7 protein-coding genes and 1 riboswitch are annotated in these 12,981 nt (G+C 67.1%); of the genes, 2 read left to right on the forward strand and 5 right to left on the reverse strand.

Annotated features, from left to right (window positions below; all coding sequences use genetic code 11):
• Positions 1-126: 126 nt before the first annotated feature.
• The 3 genes from AC1KVE_RS08810 to gcvP all read right to left on the reverse strand — a co-directional run bounded on the left by AC1KVE_RS08810 (position 127) and on the right by gcvP (position 6,009).
• Positions 127-981, reverse strand: coding sequence for an aldo/keto reductase (locus AC1KVE_RS08810; protein WP_065031894.1), 855 nt, complete (start codon positions 979-981; stop codon positions 127-129).
• Between the two features lie 21 nt (positions 982-1,002).
• Entirely contained in the window at positions 1,003-2,652 is a 1,650-nt protein-coding gene (locus AC1KVE_RS08815) for a carboxylesterase/lipase family protein (RefSeq protein ID WP_481092767.1), read from the reverse strand.
• A gap of 423 nt (positions 2,653-3,075) precedes the next feature.
• The gene (gene gcvP / locus AC1KVE_RS08820; protein ID WP_481092768.1) at positions 3,076-6,009 is read right to left on the reverse strand and encodes an aminomethyl-transferring glycine dehydrogenase; all 2,934 of its coding nucleotides are present in this window, start codon (positions 6,007-6,009) and stop codon (positions 3,076-3,078) included.
• A 98-nt stretch (positions 6,010-6,107) separates the two neighbouring features.
• Positions 6,108-6,222: riboswitch (glycine riboswitch) on the reverse strand.
• A 256-nt stretch (positions 6,223-6,478) separates the two neighbouring features.
• On the opposite strand from gcvP, the gene AC1KVE_RS08825 reads away from it, so the two are divergent.
• Both AC1KVE_RS08825 and AC1KVE_RS08830 read left to right on the forward strand, forming a co-directional pair.
• Entirely contained in the window at positions 6,479-7,732 is a 1,254-nt protein-coding gene (locus AC1KVE_RS08825; RefSeq protein ID WP_024939474.1) for a multidrug effflux MFS transporter, read from the forward strand.
• Between the two features lie 16 nt (positions 7,733-7,748).
• Positions 7,749-8,150 carry a hypothetical protein gene (locus AC1KVE_RS08830; RefSeq protein ID WP_154831626.1) on the forward strand — a complete coding sequence of 134 codons (402 nt, stop codon included), beginning with the start codon at positions 7,749-7,751 and terminating at the stop codon, positions 8,148-8,150.
• Positions 8,151-8,268: 118 nt separating this feature from the next.
• Here AC1KVE_RS08830 and AC1KVE_RS08835 read toward each other — a convergent pair whose 3' ends face one another.
• Positions 8,269-10,203 carry an XVIPCD domain-containing protein gene (locus AC1KVE_RS08835; protein ID WP_481092769.1) on the reverse strand — a complete coding sequence of 645 codons (1,935 nt, stop codon included), beginning with the start codon at positions 10,201-10,203 and terminating at the stop codon, positions 8,269-8,271.
• Between the two features lie 130 nt (positions 10,204-10,333).
• Positions 10,334-12,352: a M2 family metallopeptidase gene (locus AC1KVE_RS08840; protein WP_481092770.1), complete on the reverse strand. Its 2,019-nt coding sequence runs from the start codon at positions 12,350-12,352 to the stop codon at positions 10,334-10,336.
• Between the last annotated feature and the right edge of the window lie 629 nt (positions 12,353-12,981).

A 12,981-nucleotide genomic window follows, 5' to 3' on the forward strand; every position in this document is an offset into this window, starting at 1 on the left:
ATGCGAACGAATACTCACATGCAGCCAAAAGCTTGCGCTGGATCGCAGCTGCCCGATGCGTCTGTCACGCAATGCGCCGATGCACGGTCTGCAAGCGCATGCAGCGAACGCGACCGTTGCACGCGACTACAGCAGATCCAGCGGCTGCTTGCGTGTCGGTGGCGGGAACGCACGGTCCAGTTCGGCAAGGTCCTGCGCGTCCAGGTGCAGCGTGCACGCCGCTGCATTCGCGCGCACATGCGCGGGCGTTCCCGATTCGGGAATGGCAATGACCTGGCCACTGCGGATCGCCCATGCCAGCGCTACCGCAGTTGCGGCCACGCCGCGTCGCTCGCCGATCGCGTGCAGTACCGGGTGATCCAGCAATGCGCGGCTGCCCAGCGGCGAATACGCCATTACCGTCACCTCGTGCTGTGCGCACCACGGCAGCAGATCGAACTCGATGCCGCGGCTACCGGCGTGATACAGCACCTGATTGACCAGGCAATGCTGCCCGCCCTCGATCTCCCACAGGTCCTGCATGTCCTCCACATCGAAATTCGACACGCCCCAGTCGCGGATCTTGCCGGCATCGCGCAAGGCCTCGAAGGCATCGACCACTTCGCGCAGCTCGCTGCCGCCGCGCCAGTGCAGCAGATACAGATCCAGCGTGCGCACGCCAAGCCGCTGCAGGCTGGCCTCGCAGGCACGCGCGATGCCGCGCGCGCTGGCATTGCTCGGCAGGACCTTCGACACCAGATAAGGCCGCTGCGCGCTGTCCATGGCCTGGCCGATCAATTGCTCCGACCGTCCATTGCCATACATCTCGGCGGTGTCGATCAGGCGCATGCCCAATTGCTGGCCTGTCTGCAGCGCATCGATCTCCTGCTGCGGCGGGTGTCGTCCCTGGCCCAGATTCCACGAGCCGAGCCCGAGTGCCGGCACGCTGCGTCCGTTGCGCAGGCGCACCGTGGGGCAGGGGGATGAGGTGGAAACGGACATGGGTGGCTCCTGATGATGCGATCAATGCGAGTGTGACTGTGCCGGCGTTGCGATCGCGTGCGGTGGCGTCAGCGTTGCCTGTGCATCCCAGAACGTGCAGCGATGCCGTTGCGCGAAGTCGGGCGTTGCGCCGATCCTGCCGGGCGACAGCGTCAACGGAGCGTCGCCATCGAAGCGCGGCCATTGCGGACGGCCAGCCCCGTTCGGATCGCCGGTGCGTGCAAACGCGCCCCAGTAATCCTGCAGCGTATCGGCGAAGGCCTGCTGCGCCGGCGTGAACGCCGGCTCGCCACTGAGCACCCACGGACGCTGGAACAGGTACACCAGCTCGGACGCGTGATACGCGCCCAGCGGATGCGAGAACGGCAGGCGCAACAGGCCGTAAGGCGCCTGCGGGTCGTCGAATTCGTACGCATACACAGGCGCGCGGCTGCGCAAGGCCTGGCCCAGCCGGCGTGTCGGGCAGGCGAATCCGCCATCGGTGACGATGTCGGCAAACGCATCCCAGCGCGATTGCGCGGCAACGTCCGCGTAGCGCGCCATGATCGCGGTAGGGTCGGCGTGCATGCGCTTGAGGCGTGCCTCATAACCGCTGCGCAGGTTGAGCTTGCCGATGTAGGACAGCAGCTGCGCAAACAGCCGCCCTTCGTTGCGGTTGCTGCCGATCAGCACCGGCACCTGCGCATGTTGCAGGTTGGCGATCGCCTTGGCGGGCGGCAACGGCAACACCTCGCCGCCGGACATCGGCGCCCATGCATCGCTGCCGGTCAGGCCACGGCGCTGTGGTTTTGCGTCGGCCACGGTGTCGGCAGGCAATGCGCGCAGGCAGGCGGCAACATCGCCTGCGCGCTCGCAGCCAAGCGTCTGCGCCATGCGCACACCGCCGCGTTCGGCCTCGGCACGCGGCAGGCTGGAATCGCTGGCCAGGCAACTGCCGCTCTGCAGGATTGCGCGTTGGAACAGACCGGCCGCGCCCGGTGCGGCCAGTTGATAGCAGATGCTCCAGGCACCGGCCGATTCACCGAACACGGTGACGTTGTGCGCATCGCCACCGAAGGCGGCGATATTGCGCCTGACCCAGCGCAACGCAGCCTGTTGATCGAGCAATGCATATGCGCCTTCGCCCTCGCCACGCAGCGCCGGATGCGCGAAGAAGCCGAACACTCCAAGCCGGTAATTGGGCGCCACCACGATGACGTTCTGCCGCGCCGCCAGTGCACTCAGGTCGTAGTCGACATTGCTGCCCAGCTCCAGCGCGCCACCGTAGATCCACACCATCACAGCGCGCGGATGCGCTGGCGCAGGGCCGGGTGGCGCATAGACGTTGAGCGTGAGGCAATCCTCGGACACCTGCTTCTGCCCGAAGCGATAACGCGGCAGGCACGCCGGCCCGGCCTGGGTGGCATCGCGGACTCCCTTCCAGGCTGGCGCCGCCTGCGGCGCGCGAAAGCGCAATGCGCCCACCGGCGGCGCGGCGAACGGCACGCCCAAAAACACCCGCCCCTGCGCGCCGGCAACACCGCGGACTGCGCCGGCATCGGTCTGCACCACCTCGGCCTGCGCATCGGCCGCGTGCACCAGCGCCGGCACCTCGCCAGGGCGGCGTGGCGCACACGCGGCCAGCGTGCAGGCCACCAGCAGGAGGATGCCGAAGTGTTTCAGCTGAAGCATGCGCAGGTCTGCCGTGTGCGTGAGGACGTCCGCCATCATCTCCACCGCACGTGTAGGGCAGGCAAACGTGTGGTTGGTAGGACACCGGCATGAGATGGCCGGGTACACGTGTTGCCGGGGCGTGAGCGGGTACCGCTGCCTGCGGCGCATGTGTACCTACTGGCGCAGTCGTCCTGCACGAAGTGTTGATGCATCCGCCTGCGACGGGCAGATGGCATCGCTGTCGCCTGGTCGAGTGCGGTGCGATGAGCGCAGCACGCGCCGCAGGGCAATCTTTCATCGCTGCCCATGAAGAGCCGGCTATCGCCCTGGCTGTGACAAACGCAAAACCTGTGGTGGCTGCAGCGCCTGCCTGTCCCGGCAAGGCAACAAAAAACCCAGCCGTGTGACCGGCTGGGTTTCACTTTTACCTGGTGGTGGCGCTTACGCCTCCACGTCGTCCTTGTACGCATCCACCGGGATGCAGGCGCACATCACGTTCTTGTCGCCGTAGACGTTGTCCACGCGCGCCACCGGCGGCCAGTACTTCTGCTGCTTGAGGCTGGGCAGCGGGAAGGCGGCCAGTTCGCGCGGGTAGGCGTGGGTCCACTCGCTGGCCGACACCTGGGTGGCGGTGTGCGGGGCGTGCTTGAGCGGGTTGTCGTCGCGGTCCAGGCGGCCGTCTTCGATGGCGCGGATCTCTTCGCGGATCTGGATCATCGCGTCGATGAAGCGGTCCAGTTCGTGCTGCGATTCGCTTTCGGTCGGCTCCACCATCAAGGTGCCGGCGACCGGGAAGCTCAGCGTCGGCGCGTGGAAGCCGAAGTCGATCAGGCGCTTGGCGATGTCTTCGGCACCGATGCCGCTGTTCTTTTCCAGCGGGCGGATGTCGAGGATGCACTCGTGCGCCACCAGGCCGTTGCGGCCGGTGTACAGCGTCTTGTAGTGCGGCGCCAAGCGCTTGGCGATGTAGTTGGCATTGAGCAGGGCCACCTGGGTCGCCTTGCGCAGGCCGCCGCTGCCCATCATGGTCACGTACATCCAGCTGATCGGCAGGATCGAGGCCGAGCCGTAGGCCGCCGCGCTGACCATGCCGCCGATGCGCGAGGAGTGTCCACTCCCGCTTTCGGAGTTGAGTCCGCCGCCATGGATGGCGGCAGTTTGACCTTCGCCGGCATGGATGCCGGCACGAGGCAGGTATGGCGCCAGATGCGACTTCACCGCGCACGGGCCCACACCCGGGCCGCCGCCGCCATGCGGAATGCAGAAGGTCTTGTGCAGGTTCAGGTGCGACACGTCCGAGCCCCACTTGCCGGGCTTGGCCACGCCGACCAGGGCATTCATGTTGGCGCCGTCGGTGTAGACCTGGCCGCCATGCGCGTGCACCGCTTCGCAGATCGCCACCACGTCCTCTTCGAACACGCCGTGGGTGGACGGGTAGGTGATCATCAATGCGGCCAGACGCTCGGAGTACTTTTCCGCCTTGGCGCGGATGTCGTCGACATCGACATTGCCGTTGGCATCGCACTTGGTCACGACCACGGTCATGCCGCACATCTGCGCCGAGGCCGGATTGGTGCCGTGGGCGGATTCGGGAATCAGGCAGATGTCGCGATGCGCTTCACCGCGCGCGCGGTGATAGGCACGGATCGCCAGCAGGCCGGCGTACTCGCCCTGCGCGCCGGAGTTGGGCTGCAGGCTCACCGCGTCGTAGCCGGTGCATTCGACCAGCATCGCTTCCAGCTCCTCGATCAGCTGCGCGTAGCCGGCCGACTGCTCGGCCGGGGCCAGCGGATGGATTGCGCCGAACTCGGGCCAGGTCACCGGGATCATTTCGGCGGTGGCGTTGAGCTTCATCGTGCAGCTGCCCAGCGGGATCATGGTGCGATCCATCGCTAGGTCCTTGTCGGCCAGCGAGCGCATGTAGCGCAGCAGTTCGTGCTCGCTGTGGTGGGTGTTGAATACCGGGTGGGTCAGGAACGCGCTGCTGCGCCGCAGGCCGTGCGGCAGTGCGTCGGCGGTGGCGGCATCGAGCGCGTCCACATCCGCCTGCGCGCCGAACAACGCGGCCAGTGCAACCACATCGGCGCGCGTGCTGGTTTCATCCAGGCTGATGCCGACCGCTTCGCTGTCGATCGCGCGCAGGTTGATGCCGGCGGCGCGGGCCTTGGCGTGGATGGCCTCGGCATCGATCGCCTTGACGTGCAGGGTGTCGAAGAACTGCTCGCCTACGGTGACGCCGGCACCGCGCAGGGCGGCGGCCAGGATCGCGGCAAGGCGATGCGTGCGCCGCGCGATGCGGATCAGGCCCTCGGGGCCGTGGTAGACCGCGTACATCGAGGCCATCACGGCCAGCAGCACCTGCGCGGTGCAGATGTTGGAGGTGGCCTTCTCGCGGCGGATATGTTGCTCGCGCGTCTGCAGCGTCAAACGGTAGGCGGGGTTGCCGGCGGCATCGATCGACACGCCGATCAAGCGGCCCGGCATCGAGCGCTTGTAGGCATCGCGGCAGGCCATGAACGCCGCATGCGGGCCGCCGAAGCCGAACGGCACGCCGAAGCGCTGCGAATTGCCGACCACGATATCGGCTCCCCATTCGCCGGGCGCGGCGATCAGGGTCAGCGCCAGCAGGTCGGTGGCCACCGCGACCAGGCCGCCTTGCGCGTGCACCGCATCGGCCAGCGCGGCGTGATCGCCGATATGCCCGAAGCTGTCCGGGTACTGCAGCAGCACGCCGAAGCACTCGGCCTGCAAGGCCTCTTCCGGCGTGCCGACGCGCAGCACGATGCCCAGCGGCTCGGCGCGGGTGCGCAGCAGTTCCAGCGTCTGCGGGTGCACCGCGTCATGCACGAAGAAGGTGTCCGACTTCGACTTGGCCGAGCGCTTGGCCAGCGTCATCGCTTCGGCCGCGGCAGTGGCTTCGTCCAGCAGCGAGGCGTTGGCGATCTGCATGCCGGTGAGGTCGGCGCACAGGGTCTGGAAGTTGATCAGCGCTTCCATGCGGCCCTGCGAAATCTCGGCCTGGTAGGGCGTGTAGGCGGTGTACCAGGCCGGGTTTTCCAGGATGTTGCGCAGGATCACCTTCGGCGTATGGGTGCCGTAATAGCCCTGGCCGATGAAGCTGCGCTGCACCTGGTTCTTGCTGGCGATGGCGCGGATCTTGGCCAGCGCCTCTTCTTCGGTGATCGCCTCGGGCAGCGCCAGCGCCGCTGGCGACTTGATGTTGCCGGGCACGATCGCATCGGTCATCGCATCCAGCGAGGCGTGGCCGACCACCTCCAGCATCTGTGCGATTTCTGCGTCGTTGGGGCCGATATGGCGTTCGACGAACGCACTGTGGTGTTCGAGGTCGCGCAAGGAAGACGTGGTCTGGGACATGGCGGGCATCCGGGGCAGGGGGCAGACGAATGGTCGACGGCCACCGGACCGGCGTGACGCGCGCAGCGCATCACCTCCTGTCGCAGCGACAGTCTTCCTCGCGCCCCTCTGTCCTTTTGCCTGAGAGTTTAAGAACGCGGCATGGCGCTGGGCCTGCCTGCGTTCCGTGCCCCTTCGGCGCCGGCATCGGCCGGTCTCTCCAGAGTTGTACTGCGGATGGTATCGGGCCTGAGCGATTACGGGCTGTTGCGCCTTCGGCAGCGGCAGTGCCGCTTCTCCCACCGTGTTGCCGGCCGATTATAGCCTGCGTGCGCACGCGCCGGAGCGCACGCGGCAGGCCATGCGCTCGGGTTTGCTTAACCTTGCAACGGCGAGCGCCTATCATCGACGCCCTTGTGCTCATCCCGACGCCGCCCCCAGGGCGGCGCCGGCGTGCGTCCCCCCGATGCACCACGTTTCGGATCCCTGCATGACCCCCACCACGCCTTCCACCCGTCGCATGGCGCTGCTGCTCGCCGGGTTGGCGATGTTTGGCCCGTTTTCCATCGACACCATCTTCCCGGCGTTCTCGCGGCTCAGCCGCAGCCTGGCGGTGGACGAGGTGGCGATCCAGCAGACCATCAGCGTCTATCTGCTCGCCTACGGGCTGATGAGCATCGCGCACGGCCCGCTGTCCGATGCCTGGGGCCGCAAGCGGGTGATCCTGGGCGGGCTGGTGCTGTTCATCGCCGGCTCGGTGGGCTGCGCGCTGTCGCAGGACCTGCCCACCCTGCTGGCGTTCCGCGCGTTGCAGGGGCTGTCGGCCGGGGTAGGCATGATCGTCGGGCGGGCGGTGATCCGCGACCTGTTCCAGGGGGCGGACGCGCAACGGCTGATGAGCCAAGTGTCGATGATCTTCGGCATCGCCCCGGCGATCGCGCCGATCATCGGCGGCTGGATCCTGCTCAGCGGTGCCGGCTGGCCGCTGATCTTTTGGTTCCTGGTGGCGTTCGGGCTGGTGCTGCTGGTGGCCACGCTGACCTGGCTGCCGGAGACCCACCCGCCGGAGGCGCGCACGCCGCTGCAGCTGCGCCGCCTGATGCACGACTACGTGCGGATCGGCTTCAACCCGCGTTTTCAGCGGCTGGCGGCGGCCGGTGCGTTCAACTTCGCCGGCATCTTCCTGTACATCGCCTCGGCGCCGGTGCTGATCATGCGCCACCTGCACCTGGGCGAGGGCGACTTCGCCTGGCTGTTCATTCCCACCATCGGCGGCATGACCCTGGGCTCGTTCCTGTCCGGGCGCATGGCCGGCAGCATGGACCCGGTGCGGCAGATCCGCATCGGCTTCATCTGCTGCGGCGTGGCGGCGCTGGCGAACCTGGGCTACACCATGACGGCGGCGCAGATCGCGCTGCCCTGGGCGGTGCTGCCGATCTTCCTGGCCGGCGTGGGCATGGCGCTGATCTTCCCGATCCTGGCGCTGGCGGTGCTGGACATGTACCCGCATCAGCGCGGCCTGGCCTCCTCGCTGCAGGCCTTCACCCAGCTGATGACCAATACGCTGGTGGCCGGGGTGCTGTCGCCGCTGCTGAGTGAACACCCGCGCCATCTGGCGATCGGCATGACCGGTTTTTTCCTGCTGGGCTGGCTATTCTGGCGTTGGGAACGCCGCAGCGGCCGCCGTCTGCGCCGCCGCCAGGCCGAGGAGGCAGTGCCTCTGGAGCCGGCCGACCATCTCTGACCTCACAGGAGCCTGCATGTCCACCGATTCCAAGCTGCGCCGCGATGCCCGCAAGCGCGCCGCCGAGCGCCAGCGCAACCAGGCCGCCGCCAATCCCGCGCCGGTTTCGCCGATCGAGCCGCATGCCGAACTGCGCGACCAGCAACGCACGCTACTGGCCGGTATTGTCCGCCGCGATGGCGAATGGGTGCTGGGCATGGACGGCCGCATCGCCGGCGAAAGCACCAGCGCCGCCCAGGTGCTGGCCCTGATCATGCGCGCAGCCGAGCTGCACGAGCGGCAGGGCACGCCGGTACGGCTGACCTATTCGGACGCGCTCAAGGACGCGGCGCATGCCGAGGCGGCCGCCGATGGCAGGGATTTCGAGGCGTTCCGGATCGAGTTCGCGCAGAGGCTGGTGCCCGCGCGCACCAACTGAGGTCATAACGCAGCGGCGTCGGCGAGGCCGGCTCCGAACACGGCCCATTCCGCGTGGATGGGCCGTGTTGGGGCTGAATTGCGCCAGCGCTTGGCTGCGGATCAGCCAGCGCGCTTGATCAGCGCGCCGGAGCCTGTCGCTGGACGTCCTGCTGCTGCGCCTGTTCCTGCGCGGCGGCGTTGCGATCCTGCGCGGCGCCCACTGCCTGCGCGCGCTGCAGGCTGTGGTCCACCGGCGTCTGCTGCGCGGCCTGGGCATCGAAGGGTCCGCGCAGGTGCGCCGGCGAATCCAGCGCTCCCTGGACCACGAAGCCCTGTGCCGGGTCGCGGCCGAGCACCACGTGGTCGACGCGCTGCAGCCCGTGCTCGCGTGCGGCCACCAGCGCGCCGGCTGCCAGGCGCTCACTGTCCGCATCGGGTACGCGGCCGCGCGCGGCTTCCAGCTGCTCCACCGCTGCGGTGCATTGGGTCAGCAGCGCATGGTCCGGACTGGCCGGATTGCGCGGATCCGCCGCCGCGGTTGCCGCAGCCGCCTGGCGCGGGAGCACCTCGGCATCGATGCGCTGCAACCGGCCGTCGTATGTTCCATCGGCGCCGTCGGCGATGCGCTGCAGGCGCTCGACGAACGGATACGGCTCGCCGCCCACATTGCGGGCCATCGCGATCGCGAAGCGTTCGGGTGACTGCGGTGCGGCGTTGCGGTCGCCGACCAGCGCCGTCAGCGAGCTGCCGCCGATCCTGCCGGCTTCGACGCTGGCCTGGGTCTGCTGCATCAGCGCCTGCATCTGTGCCTCGCTGAAGGCCAGCGTGGTCTTCTGCGCTGGCGCAATCGCACCGGTGCCCGCCATGTCGCCGCTCAGCGCGCTGTTGAGATTCTGTGCAATCGCCTTTTCCTCGCTGGCCTCGTTGCGCCCGCCCAGGCGTTGCAGCAGCCCCGGCGCGGCGACATCGCCATCGATCTCGAAGCGGTAGCTGCGTTCCTGCACGCGTTCGGTGTCGTTGCCGTCGTACTGGCGCACGATCGTCAGCGGCACGTTGTCGCCGTATTGCAGTTGCTGCACCACGGTGTAGCCGTCCTGGCCCGGTGTGCTGATGCGCACCTGGCTGCCCTGATTCCGGTTGCCGGCCACATCGGCGCTGAGCGGGCCCAATTCCAGCTGCAGACGCTGCTGCGAGCTGAAACTGATCCGCTCCACCGTCTGTAGCTCATCGACGCCGGGCACGCCCGGTGCCATCTTGCCCTCGCGTATGAACGCGCCCATGGCTGCGCGCGCACGCGGATCGGCCAGGTCGAATTGCGCGCTCTCCACACGCGACTGGCCCAGGGTGTCGGCGCGCCCGAGCAGGGCCTGCGCCGGTCCCACCTTGACGCCAACGGCGTTCACTGCCTCGATGGCTGCATTGGGCCCGGTCACCACACGCACGTGGCGCTCGTCCACCCGCTCGATCAGGTAGCTGCGGCCGCTGGCTTCGGTGATCTCGCTTTGCATGGTGAGGTGTTGCAGGCTCGCCGAGGCATCGCGCTGGGTGTAGGTCTGGGCGTCCATCACCGCGCGCGCGCCGATCGGCAGGCTCTCCGGCTGCAGCGGATTGACGCGTGTGGCCGCTTCTGCAGGCTGGTCTGCACCGGGCAGCGTCAGTGCGTAACGCATGCGCTGCCCGGCACTGGTGCTGGTCTCGATGCTCAGCTTGCTGTCGCCGAGCTTGGTCTGCAGGCTTTGCTGCTGGCCGGTGTTGGCATCGGCCTCGAGGTTGAAGGTGGTGGTCTTGGCCTCGGCGTCGCTGAGCTTGCCCAGGCCGAGCGAGCGGCTGGTGCGCAGGCTGTTCTCGCCCAGCGGCTGCGTCGGACTGCCGCTGCTCTGCTGGCTGGTATGGGAATACTTGACCGTCTGATCTTCGGGGCTGAGCTCGATGTTGCTGCCACCCACTTCCAGCGCGTAGTCGCTGCTCTTGCTGCTGTAGATCGGGTCGAATGCGCGGTCGTTTGCGTCGTCGATGAACTGCTTGTTGCGGTCCGCGTCGCGCGGGTCCGGGCCGGTGGAGGGGTTGTTCACTGGATGCATCCTGCATGCTGCGCCGGTGCAGCGGGCGCGCAGTATATCGCCGGCGTTTTGTGCGTTTATCAAATCAACGTTATGCGGCAGCCAGGGTGAGGGCCGCCGCATACTGCGAGAAGCGCGTGCGTCAGTGCGTTGCGGCAGGCACAGGCGTAGTGCTGGCGGCCGCGGGTGCGTTCGCCTGCCAGCCGCACAATTTTCCCTGGTTCTGCTGCTTCAGCCACTCGTTCATCGGCGCGAAATATTCCAGCATCGGGCCGGCATCCAGGCGGTCGTTGCCGGTAAGTTCCTTCAGCGTGGTCTGCCAGGGTTGGCTGGAACCCCGTTGCAGCATCGACCAGAACTTCTGCCCGGCGTCCTTGTTGCCGTAGAAACTGCACTCGTACAACGGGCCTTGATGGCCGGCGGCTTCGCACAGGCCCTTGTAGAACTGGAACTGCAGGATGTGCGCAAGAAAATACCGGGTGTACGGCGTGTTGCCGGGCACATGGTACTTGGCGCCGGCATCGAAGAACTCTTCGCCGCGTGGGCTCGCCGGTGCAACGCCCTGGTACCTGGCTTTCAGTTCCCACCAGGCCTGGTTGTAACGCTCGGGGGGGATCGAGCCGTCGAACACGCCCCAGCGCCAGCGGTCGATCATCAGTCCGAACGGCAGGAAGGCAACCTTGCTCAGCGCCATGCGCATCTGCGAATTGAGCAGCGCCTCGCGGCTGGTTTGCTGTTCGCCGACCATGCCGATCGACTGCAGATACTTGGGCGTCATCGCCAGCACGATGGTGTCGCCGATCGCTTCGTGGAAACCGTCGTTGGCGCCGTTCTGGAACAGTGGCGGCAGCGGGTTGTAGGCCAGGTCGTAATAGATGTGCCCAAGCTCGTGATAGATGGTGGTGAAATCTTCTTCGGTCGGCTTGATGCACATCTTGGTGCGCACGTCCGCACCGATGTTCTGCGTCGCTTCGCCGCCCATGTTCATGTCCCATGCGCTGGCATGGCAGACCACGTCGCGGTCCAGCGGTTTGATGAACTGCGAACGCTGCCAATAGGTGTCGGGGAGCTTGGGCATGCCGAGCGAGGTGTAGAAATCCTGCGCACGTTCGGTCATCTGTTTTGCGGTGCGCAGCTGCGCTTCGCGCTCGGCCTGGAAGCGTGCGCCGCTGCCGCCTTCGGTGCCGGTGGTGCGCGCCAGCACCGCACTCAGGTTGCCCTGGTACTGTTTTTCCAGCGCAGCGGTGATGTCCAGGTCGCCGGCACCCGGGTACGGCTGCAGCAGGTCCCACAGATTGCTCCAGTCCTGCTGCCACATATTGCCCATCAGATGCGCGGGCAACATGCCGCCGGCGAGCTCGCCCTTGTCCTTGCCGTACTGCGTGTCGAGCTTGCCGCGCGCATAGCACTGCAGTTGTGCGTACAGCGGCTTGACCTGTTCCCAGAGGCGGTCGGTTTCGCTGGCCAGTTGCGCTGGCGGCATGTCGTAACCGCTGCGCCACAGCACGCCGACATCGGCAAAGCCCAGCCCGCGCGCGCCCTCGTTGGCGAGCTCGACAAAGCGCTGGTAGTCCTTGCGCATCGGGACTGCAGTGCCATGCCAGCCCTGCCAGGCATCCAGCTGTTCGGCGTAATCACGGCTGCTGGCCAGCACCTGTTCCAGCTCGCCAAGCTGGCGGCAGCGGCGTTGTTCGCCATCGTCCACGCAATAACTGGCCGCACCATAATCGCCTTCCATCTTGGCGGCGATCCGGGTGAGCTCTGCCAGCTTGGCCGGGTCGCGTGGGGCGGGCAGGGCGCTCATCAATTTCAGCAGTTGCAATGCACGCGCGCTGTCGGCCGACATCGGGGTGCCTGCATACTGCTTGGATTGTTCGATCCAGCGGTCCAGTTGCGCCAGCGAGCGTTCGTTGGCCTTGGCGGCCAGCAGCTGCGAGTCGCCGTTGATGTAGGTCGAAGACAACCACTGCGCGGCAGTGAGTTCCGGGTAAGCGGCCTTGTACTCGGCGCTGATACGCGCGACGAACTGGTCGGCGCTTTCCTCCGGCGCGGCTTTGGCGGCAGCGGGCTTGGCGGGTGCCGCCGCGTCCTGACGGCAGGCCGACAACGACAGGGTGCCGGCGGCCACGGCCAGTGCCAGCCACAACAAACGAGGATTCACGGGTGGTCCTTGCGGTGAAGTCCGACGCAGGCTAGAGCGCGTCGGGGTTCACCGCAAGCGCTGTCACGGTGTACGCGACTCGGACGGCTGCAAATCCATCTGTGATCGTCAGAGCAAGTGCCACATTGGCGTGCTCATCGCAGGCGGGCACGGCCGTTACCTGTTTGCCCGCGATGTACTGCCAGTTGCTTCAAGACTGGGGGACCGGTGGCATTGGGTTGATGGAGCGGTGCAGGCGGATCAGTTGCAGAGCGGATGATCTGCCGCTTGGCTGCAGGGCCCTCGCCCGCCCACCCTCGCGGGACACGCGGCAAGTACGTCCTTGTAGGCTCTTACGCGGCACCCATGCCGCGTAAGGTCCCGCGACGGTAGGCGGGCAAGGACCAGTGGAGATGGTCGGTATGCACGGTAAGAGCAGTGCGTCATGCGCGTTGTCCGATACTCGACGTCCGATACACGCGCGACAAGCAGCTTTTCACGAGCTTGCTTTTGGTGTTTTGCTCCAAAGGATTGGGCGACGCCGATGCATCAGCTGCGGAGCGGCTGATCTGCCGCTTGGCTGCGGGGCCCTTGCCCGCCCACCATCGCAGGACACGCCGCAAGTACATCCGTGTAGGCGCTTACGCGGC

The sequence above is a fragment of the Xanthomonas sp. NCPPB 2864 genome, from assembly GCF_056675615.1.

Excerpts from the sequence above, each read along its gene's own strand:
- AC1KVE_RS08810 (WP_065031894.1), bottom strand. The coding sequence starts at position 981 with ATGTCCGTTTCCACCTCATCCCCCTGCCCCACGGTGCGCCTGCGCAAC.
- AC1KVE_RS08815 (WP_481092767.1), bottom strand. The coding sequence starts at position 2,652 with ATGCTTCAGCTGAAACACTTCGGCATCCTCCTGCTGGTGGCCTGCACG.
- gcvP (WP_481092768.1), bottom strand. The coding sequence starts at position 6,009 with ATGTCCCAGACCACGTCTTCCTTGCGCGACCTCGAACACCACAGTGCG.
- AC1KVE_RS08825 (WP_024939474.1), top strand. The coding sequence starts at position 6,479 with ATGACCCCCACCACGCCTTCCACCCGTCGCATGGCGCTGCTGCTCGCC.
- AC1KVE_RS08830 (WP_154831626.1), top strand. The coding sequence starts at position 7,749 with ATGTCCACCGATTCCAAGCTGCGCCGCGATGCCCGCAAGCGCGCCGCC.